Source organism: Microbacterium sp. Y356, from assembly GCF_059445355.1.
The window spans coordinates 1641946-1667187 of record NZ_JCAIUE010000001.1 but is presented as its reverse complement, the minus strand read 5'-3'; the positions used below and the strand labels follow the sequence as shown (position 1 = coordinate 1667187).

The 25242-nt window shown below is 64.7% G+C and carries 27 protein-coding genes; 14 read left to right on the top strand and 13 right to left on the bottom strand.

Annotation, left to right across the window (positions count from 1 at the left end; all coding sequences use genetic code 11):
- Positions 1–45 precede the first annotated feature (45 nt).
- From AC1C2Q_RS07995 to AC1C2Q_RS07965, 7 genes are all read left to right on the top strand, one after another.
- On the top strand, positions 46–1728 hold the full coding sequence (locus AC1C2Q_RS07995; RefSeq protein ID WP_495449657.1) for an ABC transporter substrate-binding protein: 1683 nt from the start codon (positions 46–48) through the stop codon (positions 1726–1728).
- A gap of 94 nt (positions 1729–1822) precedes the next feature.
- Positions 1823–2647: an ABC transporter ATP-binding protein gene (locus tag AC1C2Q_RS07990; protein WP_495449656.1), complete on the top strand. Its 825-nt coding sequence runs from the start codon at positions 1823–1825 to the stop codon at positions 2645–2647.
- Entirely contained in the window at positions 2644–3444 is an 801-nt protein-coding gene (locus AC1C2Q_RS07985) for an ABC transporter ATP-binding protein (RefSeq protein ID WP_495449655.1), read from the top strand. Before AC1C2Q_RS07990 ends, AC1C2Q_RS07985 begins: the two co-directional genes overlap by 4 nt.
- Positions 3441–4559, top strand: a complete 1119-nt coding sequence (locus tag AC1C2Q_RS07980; RefSeq protein ID WP_495430551.1) for an ABC transporter permease — start codon at positions 3441–3443, stop codon at positions 4557–4559. Before AC1C2Q_RS07985 ends, AC1C2Q_RS07980 begins: the two co-directional genes overlap by 4 nt.
- 3 nt (positions 4560–4562) lie before the next feature.
- Complete coding sequence (locus AC1C2Q_RS07975; RefSeq protein ID WP_495449654.1) at positions 4563–5525, top strand: ABC transporter permease; 963 nt, start codon at positions 4563–4565, stop codon at positions 5523–5525.
- Positions 5522–7789 carry an exo-beta-d-1,3/1,6-glucosidase gene (locus AC1C2Q_RS07970; RefSeq protein WP_495449653.1) on the top strand — a complete coding sequence of 756 codons (2268 nt, stop codon included), beginning with the start codon at positions 5522–5524 and terminating at the stop codon, positions 7787–7789. Before AC1C2Q_RS07975 ends, AC1C2Q_RS07970 begins: the two co-directional genes overlap by 4 nt.
- Positions 7790–7850: 61 nt before the next feature.
- Complete coding sequence (locus tag AC1C2Q_RS07965; RefSeq protein WP_495449652.1) at positions 7851–9350, top strand: SulP family inorganic anion transporter; 1500 nt, start codon at positions 7851–7853, stop codon at positions 9348–9350.
- Between the two features lie 129 nt (positions 9351–9479).
- On the opposite strand, the gene AC1C2Q_RS07960 is transcribed toward AC1C2Q_RS07965, so the two are convergent.
- The 3 genes from AC1C2Q_RS07960 to AC1C2Q_RS07950 form a co-directional block, all read right to left on the bottom strand.
- Positions 9480–10487 carry a LacI family DNA-binding transcriptional regulator gene (locus AC1C2Q_RS07960; protein WP_495449651.1) on the bottom strand — a complete coding sequence of 336 codons (1008 nt, stop codon included), beginning with the start codon at positions 10485–10487 and terminating at the stop codon, positions 9480–9482.
- A gap of 9 nt (positions 10488–10496) precedes the next feature.
- On the bottom strand, positions 10497–12155 hold the full coding sequence (locus AC1C2Q_RS07955) for a glycoside hydrolase family 13 protein (protein WP_495449650.1): 1659 nt from the start codon (positions 12153–12155) through the stop codon (positions 10497–10499).
- Positions 12156–12218: 63 nt separating this feature from the next.
- Positions 12219–13145, bottom strand: coding sequence for a 2-hydroxyacid dehydrogenase (locus tag AC1C2Q_RS07950; RefSeq protein ID WP_495449649.1), 927 nt, complete (start codon positions 13143–13145; stop codon positions 12219–12221).
- A gap of 107 nt (positions 13146–13252) precedes the next feature.
- Here AC1C2Q_RS07950 and AC1C2Q_RS07945 point away from each other — a divergent pair, with 107 nt between their 5' ends.
- Entirely contained in the window at positions 13253–13681 is a 429-nt protein-coding gene (locus AC1C2Q_RS07945; protein ID WP_495449648.1) for a DUF1761 domain-containing protein, read from the top strand.
- A gap of 132 nt (positions 13682–13813) precedes the next feature.
- On the opposite strand, the gene purQ is transcribed toward AC1C2Q_RS07945, so the two are convergent.
- The 3 genes from purQ to AC1C2Q_RS07930 all read right to left on the bottom strand — a co-directional run bounded on the left by purQ (position 13814) and on the right by AC1C2Q_RS07930 (position 16004).
- Positions 13814–14521 carry a phosphoribosylformylglycinamidine synthase subunit PurQ gene (gene purQ / locus AC1C2Q_RS07940; protein ID WP_495430543.1) on the bottom strand — a complete coding sequence of 236 codons (708 nt, stop codon included), beginning with the start codon at positions 14519–14521 and terminating at the stop codon, positions 13814–13816.
- The gene (gene purS / locus AC1C2Q_RS07935) at positions 14518–14766 is read right to left on the bottom strand and encodes a phosphoribosylformylglycinamidine synthase subunit PurS (RefSeq protein ID WP_495430542.1); all 249 of its coding nucleotides are present in this window, start codon (positions 14764–14766) and stop codon (positions 14518–14520) included. Before purS ends, purQ begins: the two co-directional genes overlap by 4 nt.
- Positions 14767–14828: 62 nt before the next feature.
- Positions 14829–16004 carry a benzoate/H(+) symporter BenE family transporter gene (locus tag AC1C2Q_RS07930; RefSeq protein WP_495449647.1) on the bottom strand — a complete coding sequence of 392 codons (1176 nt, stop codon included), beginning with the start codon at positions 16002–16004 and terminating at the stop codon, positions 14829–14831.
- 126 nt (positions 16005–16130) lie between these two features.
- On the opposite strand from AC1C2Q_RS07930, the gene AC1C2Q_RS07925 reads away from it, so the two are divergent.
- Positions 16131–16709 (top strand): NADPH-dependent FMN reductase, encoded by a 579-nt coding sequence (locus AC1C2Q_RS07925; RefSeq protein WP_495450560.1) that lies wholly within the window; start codon positions 16131–16133, stop codon positions 16707–16709.
- A gap of 115 nt (positions 16710–16824) precedes the next feature.
- Here the strand turns inward: AC1C2Q_RS07925 and AC1C2Q_RS07920 are convergent, their stop codons facing one another.
- Genes AC1C2Q_RS07920 through AC1C2Q_RS07900 form a run of 5 tightly spaced genes read right to left on the bottom strand, consistent with a single transcriptional unit; the run spans position 16825 to position 20640 of the window.
- A complete protein-coding gene (locus AC1C2Q_RS07920) occupies positions 16825–17904 on the bottom strand; it encodes a hypothetical protein (RefSeq protein ID WP_495449646.1) in 1080 nt (359 codons plus the stop codon).
- A gap of 60 nt (positions 17905–17964) precedes the next feature.
- Positions 17965–18372 carry a type II toxin-antitoxin system VapC family toxin gene (locus AC1C2Q_RS07915; protein ID WP_495450559.1) on the bottom strand — a complete coding sequence of 136 codons (408 nt, stop codon included), beginning with the start codon at positions 18370–18372 and terminating at the stop codon, positions 17965–17967.
- A gap of 5 nt (positions 18373–18377) precedes the next feature.
- Complete coding sequence (locus AC1C2Q_RS07910) at positions 18378–18647, bottom strand: AbrB/MazE/SpoVT family DNA-binding domain-containing protein (protein WP_495449645.1); 270 nt, start codon at positions 18645–18647, stop codon at positions 18378–18380.
- Between the two features lie 59 nt (positions 18648–18706).
- The gene (locus AC1C2Q_RS07905; RefSeq protein ID WP_495449644.1) at positions 18707–19384 is read right to left on the bottom strand and encodes a response regulator; all 678 of its coding nucleotides are present in this window, start codon (positions 19382–19384) and stop codon (positions 18707–18709) included.
- Complete coding sequence (locus AC1C2Q_RS07900) at positions 19381–20640, bottom strand: sensor histidine kinase (RefSeq protein WP_495449643.1); 1260 nt, start codon at positions 20638–20640, stop codon at positions 19381–19383. The genes AC1C2Q_RS07905 and AC1C2Q_RS07900 overlap by 4 nt, the downstream gene beginning before the upstream one ends.
- Before the next feature lie 161 nt (positions 20641–20801).
- On the opposite strand from AC1C2Q_RS07900, the gene AC1C2Q_RS07895 reads away from it, so the two are divergent.
- The 5 genes from AC1C2Q_RS07895 to AC1C2Q_RS07875 all read left to right on the top strand — a co-directional run bounded on the left by AC1C2Q_RS07895 (position 20802) and on the right by AC1C2Q_RS07875 (position 23513).
- Positions 20802–21248, top strand: coding sequence for a VOC family protein (locus AC1C2Q_RS07895; protein ID WP_495449642.1), 447 nt, complete (start codon positions 20802–20804; stop codon positions 21246–21248).
- Position 21249: 1 nt separating this feature from the next.
- Positions 21250–21945 carry a winged helix-turn-helix transcriptional regulator gene (locus AC1C2Q_RS07890; RefSeq protein WP_495449641.1) on the top strand — a complete coding sequence of 232 codons (696 nt, stop codon included), beginning with the start codon at positions 21250–21252 and terminating at the stop codon, positions 21943–21945.
- The gene (locus AC1C2Q_RS07885; RefSeq protein WP_495449640.1) at positions 21942–22568 is read left to right on the top strand and encodes a dihydrofolate reductase family protein; all 627 of its coding nucleotides are present in this window, start codon (positions 21942–21944) and stop codon (positions 22566–22568) included. Before AC1C2Q_RS07890 ends, AC1C2Q_RS07885 begins: the two co-directional genes overlap by 4 nt.
- A 97-nt stretch (positions 22569–22665) precedes the next feature.
- The gene (locus AC1C2Q_RS07880; protein ID WP_495449639.1) at positions 22666–23028 is read left to right on the top strand and encodes an ArsR/SmtB family transcription factor; all 363 of its coding nucleotides are present in this window, start codon (positions 22666–22668) and stop codon (positions 23026–23028) included.
- The gene (locus AC1C2Q_RS07875; RefSeq protein ID WP_495449638.1) at positions 23025–23513 is read left to right on the top strand and encodes an SRPBCC domain-containing protein; all 489 of its coding nucleotides are present in this window, start codon (positions 23025–23027) and stop codon (positions 23511–23513) included. The genes AC1C2Q_RS07880 and AC1C2Q_RS07875 overlap by 4 nt, the downstream gene beginning before the upstream one ends.
- A gap of 26 nt (positions 23514–23539) precedes the next feature.
- Here AC1C2Q_RS07875 and AC1C2Q_RS07870 read toward each other — a convergent pair whose 3' ends face one another.
- A complete protein-coding gene (locus AC1C2Q_RS07870) occupies positions 23540–24358 on the bottom strand; it encodes a Cof-type HAD-IIB family hydrolase (protein ID WP_495449637.1) in 819 nt (272 codons plus the stop codon).
- On the bottom strand, positions 24355–25203 hold the full coding sequence (locus AC1C2Q_RS07865) for an exodeoxyribonuclease III (protein ID WP_495449636.1): 849 nt from the start codon (positions 25201–25203) through the stop codon (positions 24355–24357). Before AC1C2Q_RS07865 ends, AC1C2Q_RS07870 begins: the two co-directional genes overlap by 4 nt.
- Positions 25204–25242 lie beyond the last annotated feature (39 nt).

Below are 25242 nucleotides of genomic sequence, written 5' to 3'. Positions count from 1 at the left end.
TAAGCAAAAACCCCCCTGCACAAAGACCGTGTCCAAGGAGAAGCAATGAAGCTCAGTAGATCTCTGATCGCCATCGGCGCGATCGCCGCCCTCAGCACCGGCGTCCTCGCCGGCTGCGCCTCGCCGTCCTCCGACGGCTCCAGCTCAAACGGCTCCAACTCGAACGGCGCCCGCGCGGCGCTCACTATCGCCAAGCCAGACGGCGCGATCACCACCGAATCGCACAACCCTTACCTCGGCGACTCCTCCGCCTCGAAGTACGGCTACGCGAAGGCGATCTTCGAGCCACTCGCTCTCGTCAACCCGACGGGTGACCTCGGCACCACTCCGTGGCTGGCCGAATCGGTCGAATGGAATGACGACTACACGGCGGTCACGGTCGTGCCCCGCAGCGGAGTCAACTGGAGTGACGGCGAACCCTTCACCGGCGATGACATCATCTTCACGTTCGATCAGTTCCTCAGCGGCAAGCTCACCGATTCGCAGGGGCTCAAGTACACCGGCGCCACCGTCGACGGCGATGCGATCACTCTGAACTTCGCCGACTCGAAGTACATCGCACAGTCACGCGTGCTGCACACCCCGATCGTGCCCAAGCATGTCTGGGAGAACATCGAAGACCCCAATACCGACCCGCTCACCGATGAAGGGCTCGTCGTCGGCACTGGCCCATACACGCTGTCGAGCTGGACCACGGAATCAGTCACCCTCGCCGCGAACGACGACTACTGGGGCGGCGAGCTCGCGGTCCCCGAACTGCACTACGTCTCTTACGGCGACAACGCCGCACTCACAACTGCGCTCGCATCCGGCGAAGCGGACTGGGCGCAGGCGTTCATCCCGCAGATCGAGGACAGCTACCTCGCAGTCGATGAGGACAACCACTACCTCGTCTCATCGACGGCCGGTGCCGGAACGCTGTTCTTCAACCTGCAGACCAAGCCGTTCAACGATCCGGCACTTCGCGAAGCTCTGGCGTGGACGATCGATCGGCAGGCCTACGTCGACATCGCCCGTGAGGGCGCGAGCGAGGTCATCTGGAACGCGACGGGACTCGGATCCCTGCTCGAAGACGAGATCATCCCTGAGTACCAGGGCACTGACTACTCCGTCGACATCGACAAGGCGAAGCAGATCCTCACAGATGCCGGCTACACCTGGAAGGACGAAGATCTGATCGACCCCGACGGCGAGGCAGTGTCCTTCTCGATCTCGGTCCCCGCCGGATGGAGCGACTGGAACACCGAGCAGGCACTCATCGCGGAAGAGCTCGACGAGGGCCTTGGCATCGAAGTCAAGATCGACCAGCCCGACTGGGGCGGCTGGGATGTCGCACGCCAAGAGGGCACGTTCCAGGCGATCATCCACTGGCTCGAGGACACCGGCAACGCCTATGGTCTCTACACCTCGACGATGGACCCCAAGTGGATCGTCGACGACAAGGCGCAGTTCAACTTTGGCCGTTTCGATGACCCGAAGGTCACCGAGGCACTGAATACCTACGCGAACGCCTCCTCTGACGAGGATCGCGCAGCCGCTCTGACGGTGATGGAGACGGCCTTCGCTGAGAACGTGCCGGCGATCCCGCTCGGTTCGCACCCGTTGCTCGGGCAGTACAACACCCGCAACTACACCGGGTGGCCGACCGACGACGATCAGTACGCCTCAGCCGACCCGACCCAGCCCGGAATCGTCCAGATCCTGACGGCCCTGACCCCCACGTCCTAAACCCTCCCGCGAGACTTCGCGTATGTCACCGTTTTCCTCGGATTCCGTGACATACGTGAAGTCTCGCGGTGTGGTGGGCATGAAAGTGATACCCATGTCAGACCCCCTGCTTTCCGTTCGCGACTTCTCGGTCGTGTACGACGTGGACCCGCCCGTGGCGGCGGTGAAGAACGTCAGTCTCGAACTGCAACGCGGCGAGATTCTCGGCCTTGCCGGAGAATCCGGATGCGGCAAGACCACCCTCGCCTACGGCATCCAGCGACTCCTCAAGGCGCCAGCGGTGATCACGAGCGGATCCGTCACCTTCCATGATGGGACGGGTGACGACATCGACGTCGGCACCCTCGATGCCGAGCAGATGCGCCGGTTCCGCTGGGACAAGATCTCGATGGTCTTCCAGGGAGCGATGAACGCGCTCAATCCCGTCGCCACGATCGGCTCCCAACTCGAGGACGTCTTCGAGATTCATCGCCCTGGCATGAGCAGGCGGGAGCGCCGCGAGGCCGTCATAGAACTGCTTGAGATCGTCAAGGTGGGCGCCCAGCGCATCCGTTCCTTCCCGCACGAGCTCTCCGGCGGTATGCGTCAGCGCGTGATGATCGCGATGGCGCTGGCACTCCGACCGCAGCTGATGGTGATGGATGAGCCGACGACCGCGCTGGACGTGCTCGTCCAGCGCGAGATCCTGCGTCAGATCTCGCAGCTTCGCGAAGCGTTCGGATTCTCGGTGATTTTCATCACACACGACCTTCCGCTGCTGTTGGAGATCAGTGACCGCATCGCGATCATGCGCGCGGGCGAGATCGTTGAGCTCGACACCGCGGAGCGCATCTGGAACGCTCCGCAGGACGAGTACACGCAGACGCTGCTGTCATCATTCCCGCGCCTCACCGGAGAGAAGGGAGTGGTTCTCAGATGAGCATTCTCCAGGTCCGAAACATCACGAAGGTCTACAACGTGCGGGGCGCAGGGCAGATCGCCGCGCTCTCCGACGTCAGCTTCACGCTGGAGTCCGGACGGACGCTGGGCCTTGTCGGCCAGTCCGGCAGCGGCAAGTCGACAATCGCGAAGATCCTCACCCAGTTGGAAAGGCCGACCAGCGGTGAAGTACTGCTCGACGGCATGCCCATCCCACGCCGCGGCAAGGGCCTTCGCACCTATCGACAGCAGCTGCGCATGGTCTTCCAAGACCCCTTCGCGTCCCTCAACCCGTACCACTCGATCCGCTACCACCTGGAGCGCCCGCTGCGTCTGGACGCCGTAGTGCCGAAGGAGGAGACCGAGGCGGAGGTGCGCCGTCTGCTCGAACGCGTGCGGCTGGATCCGGATACCGTGATCGATCGCCGTCCGCATGAGCTCTCCGGCGGGCAGCGTCAGCGCGTCGCGATCGCTCGAGCGCTGGCATCCCATCCTTCGATCCTCGTCGCTGACGAACCGGTGTCGATGCTCGACGTCTCCATCCGTCTCGGAGTGCTGAACCTGCTCGCCGACCTGCAGCGCGAGGAGGGGTTGGGTGTGCTGTACATCACGCATGACCTCGCCACCGCCCGCCACTTCAGTGACGAGATCATGGTGCTCAATCAGGGTCGGGTCGTCGAGCATGGCCCGGCCGACGACGTCATCCTGCGTCCGAAGGACCCGTACACCCAGGAGCTGCGCGCAGCATCCCCTGACCCTGAGCGATTCTTCGCCGACACCATCGGAGGTGCACGATGACCGCCGTCGAACCCCAGTTGCCCGTCACCGACCGGTATCCCACCGACCAGCATTCCGTCGATCAGCAGCCCGTCGACGGCGTCGAGATCGGAACCACGGCGACGAAGGTGATCGCCGGTCGATCACGCATCCCGTGGCGCTTCCTTGGTGGACGTGCCGCGTTCTACCTGTTCACGCTGTGGGCGGCTCTCACGATCAACTTCTTCCTGCCGCGCATGATGAAGGGAGACGCGGTCAGCCAGTATCTGTCCCGCAACCGCGACGTCTCGCCTGAAGCGGCGGATGCGCTGCGTGCGCTCCTCGGCTTGGACACCGACAAGAGCCTGTTTCAGCAGTATCTCGAGTACTGGGGATTGCTGCTGCGCGGCGACCTCGGCGTCTCGCTGCTGCATGGCCTGCGCCCGGTAACCGAGGTGATCAGCCAGGCGCTGCCGTGGACGATCGGCCTGGTCGGTTTCGCGACGATCGTCTCCTTCGCGATCGGCACGATCGGCGGTGCGATCATCGGATGGCGCCGGGGGAGCCGCCTGGAGGCTTTCATCCCGATTACCACGTTCCTCAGCACCATCCCTTACTTCTGGCTGGGTCTGCTCGCGATCGCCGTCTTCTCGGTGAATCTCGGCTGGTTCCCGATCGGCAAGGCCTATGGCGTGGGGATGGTGCCCGGCTGGAACCTGGAGTTCATCGGCCAGGTGATCCACCACGGCGCGCTTCCCGCTGCGACCATCGTCATCGCCTCGCTCGGCGGATGGATGCTCGGGATGCGGAACATGATGCTCACCGTTCTCGACGAGGACTACATCACCGTCGCGCAGGCCAAGGGCATGCCGCACCGGCGTGTGTTGTGGCGCTACGCCGCCCGCAACGCCGTGCTTCCGCAGATCCAGAGCTTCGCGCTGTCGATCGGATTCATCGTCGGCGGCACGATCGTGATGGAGATGGTCTTCAGCTATCCCGGCGTCGGCAAGCTCCTTCTGGATGCCACGAATGCGAAGGACTATGCGCTGATGCAGGGCGTTTTCCTCGTCCTCACCCTCTCGGTGCTGGTGGCGAACATCCTCGCCGACATCGCCTACGCGTTCCTCGACCCGCGCACGCGCCAGACGGAGGCCTGAACGATGACTACCAACACATTCCTGACGAAGACCGCCGGTGCCTTCGCGATGTTCCGCAACGCGAAGTCGATCACGGGCCTGTCGATTCTCGCGTTCTTCGTGCTCGTCGCGATCTTTGCCGATGTTCTCGCACCGTTCTCGCCCACGCAGATCGACAACTCGGCTCGGTTGCAGCCGCCCTCCGCAACGCACTGGCTGGGGACGACACATATCGGAGAGGACGTGCTCAGCCAGGTGATCCACGGAACCCGCGGTGTCATCGTCGTCGGCTTTCTCGCCGCGCTGATCGCCACGATCATCGCAATCACCGTCGGCGTGATAGCCGGATACCTCTCCGGTTGGAAGAGCGAGGCGCTGTCGGCGCTGACCAACGTGTTCCTGGTGATCCCCGGTCTTCCGCTCATCATCATCGTCTCTTCGCTGTTCGAAGACCCGCCCCTGGTGCTCATTGCCGGGGTGTTGGGGCTCACCGGATGGGCGTGGGGTGCCCGAGTACTGCGCGCGCAGACCATGTCGCTGCGCAACCGCGATTTCGTTCAGGCCGCCCGAGCCAACGGCGAGCCGCTGCGACGCATCATCACCGTCGAGATGCTACCGAACCTCATGGCGCTGATCGCAGCGAGCTTCGTCGGCACGGTGACCGCCGCCATCCTGGGACTGACGACGCTGTCGTACATCGGTGTGATCCCGATGACCACGTACAACTGGGGGACGATCCTGAACTGGGCGTCGGCGCAGGGCGCCTTTGGCCAGAATCAGTGGTGGTGGTACATGCCTCCTGGGCTCTGCATCGCTGCCATCGGCGTCGCGCTGTCTCTGATCAACTTCGGCATCGACGAATACGTCAATCCGCGGTTGCGTTCCGCCGGCGAACGCGCCCGCGCCATGAAGAAGAAGGGTCTCGACGTCAACGACGCCGTCACCGCCGTCCGCACGACCGCCACCACACAGAACGCGAATCGATGATCTCTCAGACCCAGACCGCGACGTACCTCGACCCGGCCGTTTCGGTTCCGGAGCGGGTGGCAGACCTGCTCGGGCGCATGACGCTCGAGGAGAAGATCGGGCAGATGCTGCAGCTCGATGCGCGTGACGATCTCGACGACCATGTGTTGCGGCGCTCAGTTGGATCGATCCTGCACACCTCCCCTGAGCGCCTCTTCCGCGCGAACGAGCTGACGGCCGAGACACGGTTGCGCATCCCGCTGATCGTCGGTGAGGACTGCATCCACGGCCACTCTTTCTGGCCGGGTGCGACGATCTATCCGACCCAGCTCGGGATGGCTTCTTCATGGGATGCTTCGCTCATCGAGCGCGTCGCCCGTGCAACCGCGGTCGAGGTGGCAGCCACCGGCATCCACTGGACGTTCTCACCGGTTCTCTGCATCGCCAGGGACCTCCGCTGGGGGCGCGTGAACGAGACATTCGGCGAGGACCCGTTCCTGATCGGCGAGCTTGCCTCTGCGATGGTGCGGGGCTATCAAGGCGAGGGACTCGACGATCCGACCGCGATCCTCGCCTCGGCCAAGCACTTCGCCGGATACTCCGAGACCCAGGGAGGCCGAGACGCCAGCGAGGCGGACATCTCGCGCCGCAAGCTCCGTTCGTGGTTCCTGCCGCCATTCGAGCGCGTCGCGCGGGAAGGATGCCGCACCTTCATGCTCGGATATCAGAGCACCGACGGCGTCCCGATCACCATCAACGACTGGTTGCTCAGCGACGTGCTGCGTGGCGAGTGGGGGTACACCGGCACGCTCATCACCGACTGGGACAACGTCGGCCGGATGGTGTGGGAACAGCATGTGCAGCCCGACATCATGCACGCTGCGGCCGCCGCGGTGAAGGCCGGCAACGACATGGTCATGAACACGCCGACCTTCTTCGAAGGCGCCCTGGATGCCGTCGCACACGGCCTGCTGGATGAGAACTCCTTCGATGTCGCTGTCGAACGGATCCTGACGCTGAAGTTCGAGCTGGGTCTGTTCGAAAACCCGCGGCTACCCTCAGACGAGGTGGAAGCCGTGGTTGGCAGTGCCGCGCACGCAGCGCTGAACCTCGAAATGGCGCGCCGCTCGCTCGTGCTGTTGGAGAACGACGGGCTGCTGCCGCTTTCGTCGGCTGCGCCTGGCGAGCCGCTGTCGCCTTCGACCGTGAAGCGCGTCGCCGTCGTCGGACCACTCGCGGATGATGCGCAGGAGCAGCTTGGTGATTGGGCCGGTGGGTCAGGTCAGGCCGGGTGGCTGGATGGGCAGCCGCGCGAGATGATCACGACCGTGCTCGACGGGCTGCGCGAGGTCGCGCCGTGGGAGGTGGTGCATGCCAGAGGTGCAGATATCATCACCCTCGAGCCCGACCCGCGCGGGGAGACCTGGCCGGACGGTCAGCCGCGACCGCCGATCGTGCAGGCGTGCGAGCCCAACGAGGCGCAAATCGCCGAGGCTGTGGCCGCGGCATCCTCTGCGGATGTCGTCGTCGCCGTGGTCGGCGATGCGCGGGGGCTGTACGGAGAGGCCCGCTCGACCGCAACGCTCGAGCTTCTCGGCGGACAGAACGCACTGCTCGACGCACTGGTCGAGGCCGACACCCCCGTGGTCGTCGTATTGCTTGCGTCGAAGCCGCTCGTGCTGCCGGCATCCGTCTCGCGCGCCGCAGCAGTGCTTTGGGTTGCGAACCCTGGCATGCAGGGCGGGCGCGCGATCGCCGAGCTGCTCACCGGCAGGGTCGAGCCGACCGGCCGTCTGCCGATCTCGTTCGCCAGGCACGCCGGGCAGCAGCCGACGTACTACAACCAAATTCGCGGCCAGCATGGTGACCGCTACGCCGACCTCACCCAGTCGCCAGCGTGGGCGTTCGGGGAAGGGCTGTCGTACACGACGGTTTCGTATTCCGATCTCGCCGTCGAGGAGCCGGCACTCGCGGCATCCGACACTGTCGTTGCGCATGTGACGGTGACCAACACCGGTGAGCGTCCGACGATCGAGACGGTGCAGGTCTATGTGCGGGACGCCATCACGAGCGTGAGCTGGACCGACAAGGAGCTCAAGACCTACCGCCAGGTGTCGCTGCAGCCGGGGGAATCCGCGCGTGTGCGGCTGGATCTGCCGGTCGCGGAGTGCACGCTCGTGGATGCCGCGGGCAACCGGGTTGTCGAGGCGGGCACGTTCGAGCTGCTGGTGGGGCCGAGTTCGCGGGACGAGGTGCTGCTCACGGCGGACTTCACGGTGAGTTGAGCTCCGGCGGCCCCGGCTACAGTGGATCTGCCCCACTCGGGGCGTTCACTCTGGAGTCTTCATGACCACTGCCGCTGACGATCGCGCCCGCTATCGCGCGAATCCGTCCGTTCTCACCGCGTTGAAGAACCCGCGGATGCTGACGCGGGAAGTCCTCGCTGGGCTCGTTGTGGGCCTCGCTCTCATCCCCGAGGCCATCGCGTTCTCGGTGATCGCTGGCGTCGATCCAAAGGTCGGCCTGTTCTCATCGTTCATCATGGCGGTGTCGATCGCGTTCCTCGGCGGACGCCCGGCGATGGTCACCGCGGCCACCGGCGCCGTCGCGCTCGTGGTTGCTCCGGTGGCACCGGCCTACGGCCTGGACTACCTCATCGCCACCATCCTGCTCGCTGGGGTCTTCCAGGTGCTGCTCGCGGTGCTGGGGGTTGCGAAGCTCATGCGCTTCATCCCGCGCAGCGTGATGACCGGGTTCGTCAATGCACTCGCGATCTTCGTGTTCAGTTCCCAGGTGCCGCATCTGCTGAACGTGCCATGGCTGGTGTATCCGCTGGTGGCACTCGGCATCCTCGTCATGATCTTTATGCCCAAGATCACCAAGATCATCCCGGCGCCGCTGATCTCGGTGATCATCGTGACGGCCGTGGTCATCGTGTTCGCGATCAGGGTGCCGACTGTCGGTGACCAGGGTGAGCTGCCGCAGAGCCTCCCGGAGCTGTTCATCCCCAATGTGCCGCTCACATGGGAGACGTTCACGATCATCGCCCCGTTCGCTTTCGCCGTCGCTGTGGTGGGCCTCATGGAGACGCTGATGACGGCCAAGCTTGTCGACGAGATCACCGATACGCACTCCCGTAAGACGCGTGAAGCCTGGGCGCAGGGCGTCTCGAACATGCTGTCCGGATTCTTCGGCGGCATGGGTGGCTGTGCCGTGATCGGTCAGACAATGATCAACGTCAAAGAATCAGGGGCGCGCACGCGCATCTCGACGTTCTGCGCCGGAATCTTCCTCTTTTTGCTCGTCGTCGTGTTCGGCGACTTCGTCTCGACGATCCCGATGGCCGCGCTCGTCGCCGTCATGGTCATGGTCGCGATCGGCGCTTTCGACTGGCACAGCATCCGTCCGTCGACCCTGAAGCGGATGCCGAAGAGCGAGACGGCAGTCATGCTCGTGACCGTTCTCGCCGTCGTCATCACCCACAATCTGGCCATCGGCGTCATCGCCGGGGTGATGACGGCATCCGTGCTCTTCGTCAGACGCGTTGCCCACTTCGTGACGGTGGCACGAACGGTGGAGGGGGAGACCGCGCACTACATCGTCGACGGCCAGCTGTTCTTCGCTAGCAGCAACGACCTGACAACACAGTTCGAGTATGCCGACGACCCAGAGCACATCGTCATCGACCTGTCGCGCTCACGCATCTGGGATGCCTCGACCGTCGCCGCTCTGGATGCGATTCAGACCAAGTACACCCAGCACGGCAAGACCGTCGAACTTGTGGGGCTCAACGATGCCAGTGGAGTGTTCCATGGGCGACTGAGCGGCGGCTTCCCGCCCGCCTGAGCCGGGGACACCCGTCCGAGATCAGGATTATGCCCCCTGATCAGGACGTTTCAACAGATTCATCTTGATCTCGGAACAACGTCCTGATTTCGTGATGCGCGGCGCGGGGACGCGGCGGAGGAGGCTGCGTCAGCGCCGCGCTGTCGTCCCACGGACGATGAGTTCGAAAGGCAGTGCCTCATGCTCCTGGGGCGCGTCGGAATCGGCGCTCAACCTGGCAAGCACGGCATCCGCTGCCCGCTCACCCTGCTTGAGGGGGAACTGATCGACAGTGGTGAGGCGGAAGACACGACCCAGGTCGTGGCCGTCGATCCCAACCACAGACAGGTCTTCGGGCACGCGGTAGCCGAGGTCGCGTGCGGCGAGGATGGCGCCGACCGCCATCTCATCGGATGCCGCGAACACGGCAGTTGGGCGGCCCCCCGGACGCCCAAGCAACTGCTTGCAGGCGCGATAGCCACCCTCGACAGTGAAGTCCGCTGGTTCGAGCAGGGCGGGTTTCGGGGTGATTCCAGCATCCGCCAGCGCCTTCTCGAAACCGAGTCGACGATTGGTGGGGATGTGGAAGTCGATGTCGAACTCCGGGTTCGCACCGATATGCGCGATCTCAGTGTGGCCGAGGCCCAGCAGATGCTCGGTGGCGAGCTTGGCGAGGGCGAAATCATCGACGGTGAGCGTGTCGAGCTTCGGGTTCGGGCCACCGATCGCGATGACAGGCAGGCCAAGGGCGAGCAGTCGTGCGGTTTCTGCTTCGTCGAGCTCGATCGACACCGCGATCACGGCATCCACTCGCTGCCTGCGCAGCGCAGTTTCGAATACGTCCTTGCGGGCGTCCTCATCCGCGGTGATGTTGTAGAGCGTGATGTCGTAGCCATGGCGCATCAGGGCACTGGAGACTCCGGAGAGCACGGTGCTGAAGAACCAGCGATCAAGGAACGGCACGACGACGCCGATGTTCCTGGTTCGGCCGGACGCGAGGCTCGATGCGCGTGAGGAGACCACGTAGCCGAGCGACTGCGCGGCTACGTGGACTCGCTCACGCGATGCTGCTGACACATAGCCGCGACCGCTGAGCGCGCGCGAAACCGTTGCCGTGGAGACCCCGGCCAGTTGCGCAACCTCATCGATACTGACCATGCGCCGCGGTCAGGCTTTCAGATACCAGGCGGCGGTGTCCGTGGGCAGCGCAGTGCCGTCGAACGCCTGGCTCTGCACGACGAACGTCACGCCTTCGCCGAGTTCGAGCGGAGCATCACCCAGGTTCACTGCCACGTGCAGGTCGCCGCGACGGAATGCGACAGCGTCCGTGCCGAGGTCTTCCCACACCAGCGAGCCGGTGCCGAGTGCGCGTTCGCGACGCAGGCGCAGCAGTGCCTTGTAGAGGTTGAGGGTGGAGGCGGCATTCGGCTCCTCGACATCACGAGCGAACGTCGCCCACTCGGCCGGCTGTGGCAGCCAGGCGTCGCCGGTGTCGTTGAAGCCGAAAGCGGGAGCATTCGCTTCCCACGGGATCGGCACGCGGCAACCGTCGCGGCCATAGCGCTTGCCGCCCGTGCGGAACCAGGTCGGGTCCTGACGGAACTCGTCGGGGATCTCCATGGCCTCGGGGAGTCCGAGCTCTTCACCCTGGTAGAGGTATGACGAGCCGGGGAGCGAGAGCATGACGGTGGTCGCAGCGCGCGCGCGCGAAAGACCGGTCGCCTGGTCGGGCTTGCCGGGAGAGAGCGGACCGATGCCGTCACCCTGGGGGCTGTCGGCTGTGAGCGCGAGGCGTGAGGCGTGGCGGATGACGTCGTGGTTGGAAAGCACCCACGTGCTGGGCGCGCCAACATCGCCGAACTGCTCCAGCGAATCGCGGATGACGCCGCCAATGCGCTCGGCATCCCACTCGGTCATCATGTACGGGAAGTTGAACGTCTGGTGCATCTCGCCCGGACGCACCCAGAGTGCGGTCTGCTCGAGCGTTGGCATCCAGGCCTCGCCGCACAGCGCGCGCTCGCCGTCGTACTCGGCGAGCACGTTGTGCCAGTCGCGGTAGATGTCGTGGACGCCGTCCTGGCCCCAGTACGGCACATCGTCCACGCCGCCCATCGAGCCTGCATCGGCCGGAGGCGTGTAGTCGGGCAGTCCGTCGGCCTTGATCATGCCGTGCGCGACATCGACTCGGAATCCGTCGACACCACGGTCGAGCCAGAAACACAGGACGGAGCGGAACTCCTCGCGGACCTCTTCGTTGGTCCAGTCGAAGTCGGGCTGTGACGGGTCGAAGATGTGCAGATACCACTGGCCGAGAGTTCCATCGGCCTCGGTCACGCGCTCCCACATGCCACCGCCGAAGACGCTCTCCCAGTTGTTCGGGGGCAGCTCACCGTTCTCGCCCTTGCCGTCGCGGAACATGTAGCGCGCACGCTCTGGGCTGCCAGGCGCTGCCTTCAGTGCCTGCTGGAACCAGACGTGCTGGTCGGAGGAGTGGTTAGGAACGAGGTCGACGATGACGCGGATGCTGCGAGCGTGAGCCTGCTCGAGCATCTCGTCGAAGTCGGCAAGATTGCCGAAGATGGGGTCGACGTCACGGTAATCGGCGACGTCATAGCCGGCATCCTTCTGCGGGCTCGTCATGAACGGGCTCAACCAGATCGCGTCGACGCCGAGATCCTGCAGCGCGTCGAGACGGCTGGTGATGCCAGGCAAGTCGCCGATTCCGTCGCCGGAGGCATCGGCGAATGAACGCGGGTAGATCTGGTAGATCACGGCGCTGCGCCACCACTCGGAACCGGGCGCGGCGGACTGCTCAAGCTCTGTCATGCGACGAGCCTACTGCAAGCGCTTACAGAAACGCTAGAGCGCCCGATCGAATCGGTTCGGTGATCAGTCGCCGATGACGACATTGACGGGAGCTTCGCCGCGCAGCATCCGCTCGATCTGCTTGCGGACCAGGCGCGCGATGCGCGGGTTCATCGCGCTGGACGCGCCGCCAACGTGCGGCGAGATGAGTACGCCGTCAGTCTTCCAGAGCGGATGCTCCGCCGGGAGCGGCTCTGGGTCGACGACGTCCAACGCTGCGCGGATGCGCCCGTCCTGACGGACGAGCGCGTCGCTGTCGACGAGCGTGCCGCGCCCGACGTTTACGAGCAGTGCGCCGTCGGGCATCAGGGCGAGGAGCGTGTCATCGAACAGGTGGTGCGTCTCGGCTCCGCCGGGAAGCGCGAGGATGACGATCTCGGCGTCCTTCACCAGCGCGGGCAGCTCATCGATCGCGTGCACCTGCACTCGTCCAAGGCGCTCGTGCCACACCGGGCGAGCGGTGCGCGCGACCACGGTCAATTCGACCTCGAACGGCTCGAGCCGCACGGCGATCGCTTCGCCGACGCCGCCAAATCCGACCAGCAGCACCTTGCGGTCGGCCAGGCTCTCGGCGAACACCGGTGACCACTCGCCGTGCTGCTGGGCGAGCACAAACCGCGGGAACTGCCGTTGCGCCGCGAGCGTCAGCGCCAGGGCGATCTCGGCGGTGGAGGTTTCATGCACACTGGCGGCATTCGCGAACGGGATGCCGGCGGGAAGAATATCCACCACACCGTCATACCCGATCGATTGGCTCTGCACGAGGCCGATGTCGAGGCCGCCGAGGGATCCGAGGTCTTGCGTGCCGCCCATGTAGGGCGTCACCGCGAGGTCGATGCGCTCGCGAGGTGCAGGCGACTTCATGTCCCAGACCTCGAGTTCCACGCCATTGGGCAGCGCGCCGATGTTCTCGGCGAGGCGGGCAGTGGGGACGGTGACGAAGAGACTCACGCCTTCAGCCTATCGATCACCGCGGGCCTATCGATCGCGAACGGGGCGGGGGAGTACTCTCGGCGACAACGGCGACGCTCAGTCGCACAGATTCTCGAGGAGGAACCATGATTCCGGAGATCAACTACTGGGCGGTGCTGTTGGCCATGCTCTCAAGCATGGTCGTCGGGTCGATCTGGTACACACCGAAGGTGTTCGGCACGAGGTGGGCGAGGCTGGCGAAGGTCGATATGGAAGGCTCAGCCCGGGGTGCTTTGTGGCCGATCATCACCACGGTTCTCGTGAGCTTCGTGACGGCATGGGTGCTTGCCGGAGCATCCGCCATCGCTTGGCACTTCTACGAGGGGTCGTTCTTCAGCGCGGCCGTGGTGACGTCGATCCTGCTGTGGGCGGGGTTCACCGCGGCCCGGTTCATCACGCATGATGCGTTCGAAGGGCGTCCGACGTCTCTCACCACGTTGAACATCGCACACGAGCTCGTCACCATCGTGATCATGGCCGTGCTGATTGGTGTGTGGCCGCCGGCCGGCATCTAGTTCTGCTGTGTTACGCCTGCAGGAGGGTGTTGCACTTGTCGGACACTTTCTGGAAAAAGGTCCGACAGGTGTAACAGGTTCCGACACATGTAACAGGCGGATGCCGCGGCACCCGCCCTGGGCGTGGACAGATTACGCGGCGACGCGGCTGACTGCGGCGATCGCGCTCGTGAAGAATGCAAGGCCGTCGATGCCGCTACGCATGGCGTTAGCGGTGTCGGGGCCGAAGCCAGGCTCGGTGGCGTGCTCGGGGTGCGGCATGAGACCGACGACGTTTCCGGCCTCATTGCGGACTCCGGCGATGTCGCGTAGCGAGCCGTTCGGGTTGACCCCCGCGTAGCGGAAGGCCACTAGGCCCTCACCCTCGAGGCGATCCAGGGTGTCCTCTGAAGCGACGTAGCCGCCCTCGCCGTTCTTCAACGGGATGATGATCTCCTGGCCCTGGCTGAACTCATTGGTCCAGGCTGAGGTCGTGTCTTCGACGATCAGCTTCTGATCCCGGCGCACGAAGTTCTGGTGGTCGTTGCGGATCAGGCCGCCGGGCAGCAGATGCGCCTCGACGAGCATCTGGAAGCCGTTGCAGATGCCGAGCACTGGCATGCCCTTGGCTGCGGCATCCTTGACCTCGGCCATGATCGGCGAGAGTGCAGCGATCGCGCCGGAGCGCAGGTAATCGCCGTAGCTGAAGCCGCCGGGCAGGACGAGTGCATCCACGCCCTCAAGATCGTGGGAACCGTGCCAGAGTGCGACCGGCTCGGCGCCGGCGAGACGCACGGCGCGCTGGGCGTCGCGGTCATCCAGCGACCCTGGCCAGGTGATGACTCCGATGCGGACCGTCACTGGACGACCTCGATGCCGACGACATCCTCGATCACAGAGTTCGAGAGCACCTCATCGGCGATCTTCTTCGCTTCGGCGAGCACGGCATCGGTCACTTCTCCATCGACCTTGAGCTCAAAGCGCTTGCCGATGCGGACGTCGCTGAAGTCGGTCACACCGAGGCGTGCGAACGCGCCGGAGACGGCCTTCCCCTGCGGGTCGAGCAGTTCAGACTTGGGCATGACGTCGACGACGATGGTGGGCATTGAAGGCTCCAGATGTCGCGGGAAGGCGGGCATGTCCAGTCTACTGTCCCGCCAGCTCCCGCTCATCGCCGGAGCGGCGTCAGGATTATGCGCACGAGAAGGCCGGCCAGCAACGCCCAGAATGCGGCGCTGATTCCGGCGAACGAGAGGCCGGATGCCGCGATGAGGAAGGTGACGACGGCTGGCATCCGCTCTGCGGGTTCTGCCACAGCCTGCTGCACGGACGAGCCAAACGCAGCAAAGAGCGCGAGACCGGCAACGGCGGGGATCACTGCGGCGGGGGCGAGGATCACGAGCGTAGAGAAGGCTGCGGCGCAGCCGCCGAGGACGATGTAGGAAAAGCCCGTCGACACACCAGCCACCCAACGGCGCCTCGGGTTTGGATCCGCTTCTGGGGCTGCGGCGAGCGCAGCGCTGATCGCGGCGAGATTTATGCCGTGACCGCCTGCCGGTGCGCCGAGTGCTGTGCCGATGCCCGTGACGAACATCGCCGGACGCCACGGCACCTCGTAGCCGTAGCTGCGCATGATCGCGACGCCCGGCACGTTCTGCGAGGCCATCGTCACGATGAAAAGCGGCAGCGCGATGCCGACGAGTGCTCCGACGGTGAAGGTTGGGGCGACGAGCTCGATGCGGGGGATGAGGAGCCCGGCATCCACTGCGGCCCCGCTGCGGATCAGTTCCACGCCGACCACGATGGCTGCGGCGACGAACGCCAGCGGCACCGCCCAGCGCGGCGCGAGCCGGGCGAAGATCAGCCAGGTGAGCACCACCGGAATCACGCCCCACGGGTTCTCAGCGATCCCGGCGATCGGGGCGAGACACAGCGGGAGCAGGACTCCCGCGAGCATCGCCTGGGCGATTGATGCCGGGATCCGCGCGATGACTCGGCCGAACCCTGGCCAGAGCCCCGCGAGCAGAGTGAGCGCTGCCACCATCAGAAAGGCGCCAGTGGCCGCGGGCCATCCGCCTTCGACCATTCCGGTCGCGGCGAGAAGTGCGGCGCCTGGTGTCGACCAAGCGACGGTGATTGGCATCCGGTATCGCCAGGCAAGGATGACGCAGGCCAACCCCATCGTGATGCTGAGGACCAACAGTCCGCTGGCGGCCTGGGCGGGAGTCGCGCCGACGGCGTCGAGCCCGGTGAGCACGACGGCGAATGAACTGGTGAAGCCTACGAGTGCGGTGACGATGCCCGCAATGACCGGTCGAGACAGCGGGGCTGGGGCGTCGGTCATAGGGGTGAGGCTAGCGCGAGACGGCACTCACAGGGAACTGATTGCATGCACGGGAATACAATATCTCTTGCGGTCGTTGACCACTTGAGACCGCAAACGGCTCAGCCTGATCTCGAAACAGAAGGAATACCAGTGACTCGCACCATCGGATACATCGTCGGCAGCATCTCCAGCACCTCCATCAACCGCCGCCTGGCACGGGTGCTGACGAACCTCGCTCCGGAGGGTGTCGAGCTCGTGGAGATTTCGATCAAGGACCTTCCCTTCTACTCCCCTGACTTCGACGGCAGCTTCCCCGAGGTGGCCACCGACTTCAAGAAGGCCATCGCTGACGTTGATGGCGTCATCATCGTCACCCCTGAGTACAGCCGCTCCATCCCCGGCGTGCTCAAGAACGCTCTCGACTGGTCGACCCGTCCCTACGGCGAGATGTCGTTCTTCGGCAAGCCCGTTGCCGTGATCGGCGCCTCAGGCTCGGGTGTCGCGACCGCTGCTGCTCAGCAGCACCTGCGCGCGATCCTCGGCCACTTCAACGCGGTCACCATGGGTCAGCCTGAGGGCTTCATCCAGGACCGCCCGGGCCTCTTCACCGAAGACGGCCAGGTCACTGATGACAGCACGGCCGGCTTCCTCGTCGGCTACCTCGAGGCATTCAACGGCCTCATCTCGCGTGTGCAGCACTCCGCTGAGCTCGTAGGCGCCTAAGCATTCTTGCATGATCGGACGCCCCGCGGCCCTGTGCCGCGGGGCATCCGTCGTTTTCTTCCCGCGCCAGCGGGGGAGGCAGGTCAGGCGGCGCCGGAACCGTGGCTCGCGCCGCTCAAACAGTGATCCGCGCGTCCTTGCCGCTGCTCTCGAGCCGGTGCGCAGCGTCTGACTCGGCGTCGAGCACGGCTGTGGCGACACGGGCGGGCAGCCCGACGGGCAGCATCTCCAGTCGAGTTCCATCCGGGAGTGTCAGCTCGGCGGCGAGGATCGCGTTGCGGCCGATGAGCGTGCCGGAGAACGCCACTAGCCGCCGGGCTTCGCGTGGCTGCGACAGGATGTGCTTGAGTCGATCGGTGGCATACGAGACATCAGGCGGAGCAAATGTCTGCGACAACGGCCCCACCCATGAGCCGACGATGCGACCGGTGTGCGTAGCATCCGATCCGAAGTGATGCCACAGCTGGAGTAGCAGGTTGTACATCCACTCGTGTGCGGCGGTATTGGGCATCGCGATGAGACGCCACGAGTCATCGCCGATCGAATAGGTGGAGAATAGCCCGTCGTCCATTAGCTTCGCGCGCGTCGTCTCATTGACGGTGAGGTCTGCCTGCGTGGTTCCGTGGACGCGCCCTTTGGTGAGTGCTCCGCCCACTCCGATCCCCCGACGATTGACAGCGCCGATGCCGACGGTCGCGCCGAAGAAGCTCATCCGGGTCTGCAGCGCACCGGTGATCGATCCGAGAGTCTGCTGGTCGAAATGCCGTTCCACCTCCAGCGGGAGGGCATCGGTGATGCGGCAGTCCCATGAGCCGTCCGCGTTCTGGGCAGGATCGATGGAGTACATCGCAGAACGAGGCATCGTGGACAGCGCTGCCAGACGCTCGTTCATCGCATGGGCCAGCGCGGTGTCCTTGCGATTGAATTTGGTGGCCTTGACCTCGCCGACTACCCCGACGGCGAGCAGGATGATCGCGACGATCAACAGAATGCCGACGAAAATCTGTGTCAACAGAAATGCGCCGAACTCGTTCACCGGAGCGTCAGGGGTCGGTCGCTGAGCCGACCGGGCCACGGGCAACATCCCAATGGTCGCGAACACCCATCCGATCACGAACAGGATGCCCCAGACCAGGGACCCTCGGTGTCGCTTAGCCTTCGCTGCCGCTGAAAAACCCGAAACGAGCTTTGGCATCTGTCCCCCTGAAAGTTGTTCTGTCACGATATCGGGCGGTGCCGACATACTCGCGAATTGCTACGCCTCCAGCAGTCGCCAGCCCAGGCGTTCGGCCGCGTCGCGGTCGAAGGTCACCATCTCGGTTGCGCCGAACTGCTCGAGCGTGCCCTGAATGAGTGCGTCAGCGAAGTCGGCGCCCTGCTCGGCGAGGTGAAGCGCGCGCACTACGCCCTCGCCATCATCGAACTCCAATACGTCGGTCTCAGCGAGACTTCGAATCACCGAGAGGCACTTGTGCTTTGGGTAACGAAAACTGCGGGACAACGTCCAGTAGATCTCGGCCAACGTGACTGCGGTGATGAAACCAGGTGCTGAGGGAGTCAGTGAAAGAATCAACCGCTCGGCGGCCGTGTACTGAGCAGCATCGTCGCGGGTGAGATATCGGAGGAGCACATTGGTGTCGATTCCCACCAGGCGTGTGTCCATTCCGATCACGGGCGCGGTTCCATGCCTCGAATGCCGCTTTCGGCACCGCCCTCGGCGATCGCTTCGTTGATTTCCTCGATCGTCATTGGATTACGATCCGGGTCGTACAGGATGCCGGCCAGGTCAGCGATCGTTCCCGTGCGCGGCACGATGTTGTACTGGCCGGTGGGGAGCTTTACAAACATCACCTTGGAGCCGGGTACGAGGTTGAGGTCGTCTCTGACCTCTTTCGGCATCGTGAACTGACCCTTACTGGTCATCGTGGCGGTTGGCATGCTGGTTCCTTTCCCTGCACGATTCACCTTACTTTGGTGAAGCGTGTAAGGAAATGCTTCTACGCCAACCCATGCCGCAGCGCCAGCACCACCGCCTGCACGCGATCGCGGGCGCCGAGCTTCTGCAGCACTCGTGAGACGTGCGTCTTCACGGTGGCTTCGCCGATAAACAGCGATGCGGCGATCTCAGCGTTGCTCATCGCCTCGGATAGGAGCGCGAGAACCTCCGCCTCGCGATCAGTGAGCGGCTCGACCAGGTCGAGCGCGGGAGCGGATGCCAGGGCCACAGCCCCGTCGCCCGTAGCGACCGTCGCATACCGCTGCACGACGCGCCTGGTCACTTCGGGTGCCAGCATGCCGTCGCCAGCAGCCAGTACGCGCACCGCGGCGACCAGATCCTCTGGGCCGCCGTTTTTGAGCAGGAAACCGCTGGCTCCGGCATCCAGAGCGCTGAACAGATAGTCGTCACGATCGAAGGTCGTCACTATCGCGATTGCGGCGTGCACATCCGGGTCGGCAACGATGAGACGGGTCGCCTCGATGCCGTCCATGTCGGGCATCTGCACGTCCATGCTGATGACATCGGGTTTCAGTGCGGATGCCGCGGCCACCGCCTCAGCGCCGGTCGACGCTTCGCCAACCACGGTGATGTCAGGCTGGATGTCGAGGATGGTGCGGAACCCGGCGCGCAGCATGGCGTGATCGTCGACGAGGAGAACACGGATCGGGTCGGTCATGCGGAGGCTCCTGCCAGTTCAGCGTGCGCGGCCAACGGAACCTGCACGCGCACGCGCCATCCTCCGCGCTCGCGAGGTGCAGATTCAATCGTGCCACCCGAGGCCAGGGTGCGCTCGCGCATGCCCAGCTGTCCCATTCCCGGGCGGGGTGCGATCACCGCGCGGCCGGTGTTCATCACTTCGAGCTCGATGCCGACTGTCGTGTAGCGCAGACGCACATCGGCCGTAGCTCCGACGCCAGCATGGCGGCGGGCGTTCGTGAGCGACTCCTGCGCGATCCGGTACAGGTTTACCTGCACGACCGACGGCACAGGCCGCTCATCGCCGACGACAGTGAACTCGGTCGGCAGGCCAGCGCCATTCGATGCCGCGACGAGTTGGACGATGTCGGCGAGCGAGACGGTGGAGGCAGCATCCTCGTGATCTCCGTTCGAGCGCAGAGTCTCCAGCAGATGCCGTAGTTCGCTGATGGCCTCGCGCGCCGATTCCTCGACGCTGGAGAGGATCTGCTTCGATCGCGCAGGATCCTGATCGAGCACGATGCGCGCGGCCCCTGCCTGCACGCCCATGACAGAGACGTGATGCGCAACGACGTCGTGAAGCTCGCGGGCGATGCGCACCCGGTCGAGTGCAACGGCCTGTGCAGCGGTGACCTCGCGCTCGCGCTCCAGATCTTTCGTGCGCTGCTCGAGGGCCTGCTGCTCCATCGCGGCTTTCCATGCATGCTCGCCGAAGTAGTACGCGCCAGCGAAGTAGAGCACGTTCAGCAGCAGCTGCAACATCATGAACGCGAGGTATGGCGACATGGCGCCCGCGACGATCTCCTCCTCGCGCGCGGTGTCAATCGCGTCGCGGTACATCGTGAACAACAGCCAGATGAACATGCCGGCGATGATCGACACCCGCACGATCATCGCCGCTCGACGGTTGGCCATCCACGCGCCCACCGTGTACAACGCGATGAACATCGCGATGTTGCCGGCGTACATCTCCGGCACGCGTAGCGTCACGGCGAAGAAGTAGGCGACGCAGACGATGATTGCGACCTGCGCGGGCCAGATGCGGCGCACCGCGAGCGGGGCGGCGAGCACGAGCAGATACACGAGTGCCTGCCAAAGTGGTGCCTGTTCCTCGCCGTAGAGCTCAGAGATCGCCGACAGTGCGGCGCTGATGACACCGCTGATGAACACGATGACGGCGAGCAATACATCGGCCTGCCGTTGCCGCGCGGTCAGCGTGCGTGATGATGCGGACATGCTCCCACGGTACGGGCAAGCGGATGCCGGGGCATCCGCCGTGCGGCGGACTCGTTGGTCGATACGCGCTTGCTATTGACAAGCGTGGTTGTTATTTGCAAGCATCCCTTTTATAGGCTCAGTGATCCCGCTGCGGCCGCCGATACGACAAAGGAGTCAGTATGTCCACGAAGGTCTTCGTCAATCTCCCCACCTCCGACCTCGAGCGCAGCAAGGCGTTCTACACGGCTCTCGGATGCGACATCAATCCGCTCTTCACCGATGAGAACGCCGCGTGCATCGTCTGGAGCGAGGACATCTTCTTCATGGTTCTGAAGCGCGAGTTCTTCGCCACCTTCACCGATAAGCCGATCGCCGATCCGAACGAGGTCGCTCAGGTCTCCGTCTCTTTCAGCCAGGAGTCTAGGGAGGACGTCGACGCGATCCTCGCCAAGGGGCTCGCAGCCGGTGGCGCGGAGCCCAAGCCCGTCCAGGACTACGGCTTCATGTACTCGCGCGACTTGGACGACCCGGACGGCAATTCTCTCGGCTTCCTCTACATGAGCGAGGATGCCGTCGAACAGGGCCCGGAGGCATACATGGCAGAACAGGGCGTCGAGTCGGCCTGACATGGCCGCGCGCAGTTACGGTCAGTACTGCGGCGTGACGAGCGCCGTCGAACTGATCGGGGAGCGCTGGGCGATGCTCATCGTCCGCGATCTTCTCGTCGGCCCGCGGCGGTACACCGACCTCAAGCAGGGCCTGCCTCGCATCCCCACAAACATCCTGTCCACACGGTTGAAAGAGCTGCAAGAGGGCGGGGTGGTGCGCCGGGTCCCGTTGAAGAACTGCGGCCTTGTGTACGAGCTCACCCCGTACGGCCGTGCTCTCGAGCCGATCATGCTCGCTCTCGGGCGCTGGGGATTCCAGGCGATGGGGGACCCGCAGGAGGGCGATGTCGTCACCGCGGATTCGTTGACGATGGCGCTTCGCACCGCGTTCCAGACCGAGCGGGCGACGGATGCCGACTACGAACTGCACGTCGGCGATGTCGCGTTGCGCGCGCGGGTGCGTGACGGGGAGTTGTCTGTCTCGCAGATCGCACCCCCCGCGCCGCCCGTCGGAGGGCAGATGCCGGCGGGCGAACCGGATGCCGTGATCGTCGCCGGCCCCGGCATCCGCCGACTGATCGCGGGAGAGATCTCGCCCGCCGAGGCGATCGCGCAGGACGTCCTCGCGGTCGTCCGCGGAGAAGAGTCGCTCCTTGACTCCTTTGCCGCGACCTTCCATATCGCTTCATTCGCACTGCAAGGAGCCGCATCATGACCGGCCGCATCATTATCGATCTGTTCACCACACTCGACGGAGTCGCGCAGGCGCCCGGTGGCCCAGAGGAGGATGCCAGCGACGGCTTCCGCTTCGGCGGCTGGCAGGCAGGAGTTCCAGACGAGGCTGTGGGGAAGTGGGTCCTGGAGGGGATGTCGACGCTCGACGCGCTGTTGCTCGGCCGCCGCACCTACGATATCTTCGCGTCGTACTGGCCGCGCCACACGACGGGACCGGAGGGTTGGATCGGGCAGCTATTCGATCGCGTTCCGAAGTACGTCGCCTCGCGAGACGCAGACATCGACCTGGAATGGCAGGGAAGCTCGCGCGTCGGGGCAGACCTGATGACTGAGCTCGCACAGCTGCGCGAGAACCATCGTGACGTGCACGTGATCGGCAGTGTAGATCTCGTGCAGACTCTGCTCGCGGAACAGCTCTTTGACGAGCTGCAGCTCTGGGTATATCCGATCGTGCTCGGTCGTGGCAAGAGGGTGTTCCCTGACGACGCAACCTCCGCGAATCTGACGTTGCTCAGCGCGGAGGCCGGTGACAACGGCGTGGTGAGCCTGCGCTATGCGCCCGCTCCTGGTCCGGTGCGCACAGGCGTCATGGGCTCCGACTGACACGGTTCACCTGATGGCGTGCTCGCCGTCTCTTGACAGGTGAATTTGCGCGTGCAACCATTACTCAACCAAATTGTTGAGTAATGAGGAGCCGTTGATGAATGGGCTGATCACTGCGACGTTCGCTGCACTCGGCGACCCCGTGCGCAGCACGATCGTTGACCAGCTGAGCATGGGTGACGCGACAGTGAGCGAGCTCGCCGCGAGCTTCACGATCTCGTTGCAGGCCATCTCTCGACACGTGAACGTGCTCGAGAAGGCCGGCATCGTCAAACGTGAACGCGCCGGGCGTTCGCGACGCGTCCACCTCGAGTCCGCACGTCTCGATGAGGCGTCGTACTGGCTCGAGGCTCGCAGACTGCGCCTCGAGGAACGGTACTCGCGCCTCGATCTTCTGCTCGCATCACTCGAGGATCAGCCGGTTGACAACCCGTCGACCACAACCGAAGGAGCACCATGACTGACCACGAAACCCAGGGAGCCGCCACAACGACGCATGAGCGTGTGGGGGAGCAGAGCCAGCGGCATCGTCGAGAGTTCTCGTCGTCGGCGGCCACAGTGCAGCGCGCCCACACCGAGCCGGACCTTTTCGTTCAGTGGATGGGCCCGCGAGGCATGAGCGTGCGCCTCGACCGCTTCGAAGCCGTCACCGGAGGCGCGTTCCACTACGCCGTAGTGTCGCCGAGTGGTGATGAATACGTGTTCTGGGGCTCGTATCACTCTGTTGAGCCCGGCACGATCGTGCACTCGTGGCAGTACGAGGGCGAGCTTGACGTCACGCTTGAGGTGCTGCGCTTCGTCGACCTTGATCATGGCCGCTCTGCCATTGACGTCGTGTCGACCTACACCTCGAAGGCGGCCTGTGACGCCGTGCTCGCCAGCGGCATCGACAGTGGGATGGACGAGAACTTCGACCGTCTCGAAGAACTACTTACCGGTCGGTGACACCCGCCGTACGCAGGAGTGACGCTTCAGTTCAGGAGATGCTCCAGGATGGCGGCGACGCCGTCATCGACATTGGATGCCGCGGCGATCTCATCCGCGGCATCTTTGACGGCGTCGTCAGCGTTCGCCATCGCCACGCCGTGCCCCGCCCACCGCAGCATTTCGACGTCATTCGGAGCGTCGCCGAACGCGAGCACTTCAGCCGCAGCGATTCCGAGGTGCGTGCACAACTGTTCAAGTCCCCAGGCCTTGGTGACTCCTGCCGCCATCACCTCGACAAACGGTGCGCCCGACATGGTCGCTTCGAATCCGTCGAGTCCGAAGTCCGCAATTATCGCGAGGATGTCCGACGGCGGGAGATGCGGATGCCTGATCACGAGTTTCAGGCTGGGGGTGGAGAGCACCTCAGATAGGGGTACTTCGACCATTCCGGCCGGGTCGCGCTTGTGGTCGGTGAACGACGCGAGGGCGGCGTACCCCTGCTGTGGAAAGAACCCCTCGCCGGCATCCCGCACGCTGACGTACAGCAGCTCAGGCAGGCGCGGTGCGAGGGCTGCGGCGAGCGTCCGCTGCGTATCGACGGCCATCGCGCGCTGGAACAGCAACTCGCCAGTGGTCAGGTGGATCGCGAAGGCACCGTTTCCGCACAGCGCCCACTCCTCGAAACCTGCACCGTCGGCGATTGCACGGATTCCGACGGGTTGCCGCGCGGTCACGGGCACCACGTGGATTCCTGCGGCCCTGGCGGAGTCCAACGCGGCGCGCGTACGGGCCGAGACGTTGGAGTCTGCGCTGAGGAGTGTGCCGTCCAGATCGCTGGCGATGAGTCGCGGCAGTGCTCTCACGCGAAGATCATCGGCATATCGTCATCGTCCTCATCAGCGCCGCCGAAGTCGAGGTCGACGACCACAGGAACATGATCGCTGGGCTGGGTGCCCTTGCGCTCGTCCCGGTGGATGGATGCCCCGGTCACGGCGCTTGCGAGCGCGGGGGAGCCCAGCACGAAGTCGATGCGCACACCCTCATTGCGGGGGAACTTCAGGCGCTGGTAGTCCCAGTAGGTGAAGCCCTCTGGCAACAGCGGACGCACGACGTCGATGAGGCCGGCATCCTGGAATGCAAAGAACGCCGCGCGCTCCTCGGGAGACACGTGCGTCGAGACGCCTTCGACGATGTCAGGGTCGCCGTTGTCGCTGTCGAACGGGATGATGTTGAAGTCGCCGACCAGCGCGAGCGGCAGGTCAGGCTTCGCCTTTAGCTCGGAAGCCGTGTGCTGACGCAGTGCCTCAAGCCAGTGCAGTTTGTACGCGTAGTGCGGGTCATCGAGGGATCGGCCGTTCGGCACGTACAGGCTCCAGACCTTCACCCCTTCGACCGTCACGCCCAGCGCGCGCGCTTCGAGCGGAGCATCCGGTCCTTCATGGTCCTTGGCAAAGCCAGGCATCCCAGTGAATGCCGTGTCGACGTCAGTGATCGGCAGGCGGCTCGCGATCGCGACGCCGTTCCACTGATTCAGCCCGTGCACCTCGACGTGGTAGCCCGCTTCCTCAAACGGCGCGTACGGGAACTGCTCGGGCTTGCACTTGATCTCCTGCATCGCGAGCACATCGATGTCTTCTCGCACGGCGAACTCGACGGTGCGGGTGACACGAGTGCGGATGGAGTTGACGTTCCAGGTGGCCAGGCGCATGCATCCAGCCTAGTTGTGGGGTCGGACGGCAGCGCGCCC

Excerpts from the sequence above, each read along its gene's own strand:
- AC1C2Q_RS07995 (WP_495449657.1), top strand. The coding sequence starts at position 46 with ATGAAGCTCAGTAGATCTCTGATCGCCATCGGCGCGATCGCCGCCCTC.
- AC1C2Q_RS07990 (WP_495449656.1), top strand. The coding sequence starts at position 1,823 with ATGTCAGACCCCCTGCTTTCCGTTCGCGACTTCTCGGTCGTGTACGAC.
- AC1C2Q_RS07985 (WP_495449655.1), top strand. The coding sequence starts at position 2,644 with ATGAGCATTCTCCAGGTCCGAAACATCACGAAGGTCTACAACGTGCGG.
- AC1C2Q_RS07980 (WP_495430551.1), top strand. The coding sequence starts at position 3,441 with ATGACCGCCGTCGAACCCCAGTTGCCCGTCACCGACCGGTATCCCACC.
- AC1C2Q_RS07975 (WP_495449654.1), top strand. The coding sequence starts at position 4,563 with ATGACTACCAACACATTCCTGACGAAGACCGCCGGTGCCTTCGCGATG.
- AC1C2Q_RS07970 (WP_495449653.1), top strand. The coding sequence starts at position 5,522 with ATGATCTCTCAGACCCAGACCGCGACGTACCTCGACCCGGCCGTTTCG.
- AC1C2Q_RS07965 (WP_495449652.1), top strand. The coding sequence starts at position 7,851 with ATGACCACTGCCGCTGACGATCGCGCCCGCTATCGCGCGAATCCGTCC.
- AC1C2Q_RS07960 (WP_495449651.1), bottom strand. The coding sequence starts at position 10,487 with ATGGTCAGTATCGATGAGGTTGCGCAACTGGCCGGGGTCTCCACGGCA.
- AC1C2Q_RS07955 (WP_495449650.1), bottom strand. The coding sequence starts at position 12,155 with ATGACAGAGCTTGAGCAGTCCGCCGCGCCCGGTTCCGAGTGGTGGCGC.
- AC1C2Q_RS07945 (WP_495449648.1), top strand. The coding sequence starts at position 13,253 with ATGATTCCGGAGATCAACTACTGGGCGGTGCTGTTGGCCATGCTCTCA.
- purS (WP_495430542.1), bottom strand. The coding sequence starts at position 14,766 with ATGCCCACCATCGTCGTCGACGTCATGCCCAAGTCTGAACTGCTCGAC.
- AC1C2Q_RS07930 (WP_495449647.1), bottom strand. The coding sequence starts at position 16,004 with ATGACCGACGCCCCAGCCCCGCTGTCTCGACCGGTCATTGCGGGCATC.
- AC1C2Q_RS07920 (WP_495449646.1), bottom strand. The coding sequence starts at position 17,904 with ATGCCAAAGCTCGTTTCGGGTTTTTCAGCGGCAGCGAAGGCTAAGCGA.
- AC1C2Q_RS07915 (WP_495450559.1), bottom strand. The coding sequence starts at position 18,372 with ATGGACACACGCCTGGTGGGAATCGACACCAATGTGCTCCTCCGATAT.
- AC1C2Q_RS07910 (WP_495449645.1), bottom strand. The coding sequence starts at position 18,647 with ATGCCAACCGCCACGATGACCAGTAAGGGTCAGTTCACGATGCCGAAA.
- AC1C2Q_RS07905 (WP_495449644.1), bottom strand. The coding sequence starts at position 19,384 with ATGACCGACCCGATCCGTGTTCTCCTCGTCGACGATCACGCCATGCTG.
- AC1C2Q_RS07900 (WP_495449643.1), bottom strand. The coding sequence starts at position 20,640 with ATGTCCGCATCATCACGCACGCTGACCGCGCGGCAACGGCAGGCCGAT.
- AC1C2Q_RS07895 (WP_495449642.1), top strand. The coding sequence starts at position 20,802 with ATGTCCACGAAGGTCTTCGTCAATCTCCCCACCTCCGACCTCGAGCGC.
- AC1C2Q_RS07890 (WP_495449641.1), top strand. The coding sequence starts at position 21,250 with ATGGCCGCGCGCAGTTACGGTCAGTACTGCGGCGTGACGAGCGCCGTC.
- AC1C2Q_RS07885 (WP_495449640.1), top strand. The coding sequence starts at position 21,942 with ATGACCGGCCGCATCATTATCGATCTGTTCACCACACTCGACGGAGTC.
- AC1C2Q_RS07880 (WP_495449639.1), top strand. The coding sequence starts at position 22,666 with ATGAATGGGCTGATCACTGCGACGTTCGCTGCACTCGGCGACCCCGTG.
- AC1C2Q_RS07875 (WP_495449638.1), top strand. The coding sequence starts at position 23,025 with ATGACTGACCACGAAACCCAGGGAGCCGCCACAACGACGCATGAGCGT.
- AC1C2Q_RS07865 (WP_495449636.1), bottom strand. The coding sequence starts at position 25,203 with ATGCGCCTGGCCACCTGGAACGTCAACTCCATCCGCACTCGTGTCACC.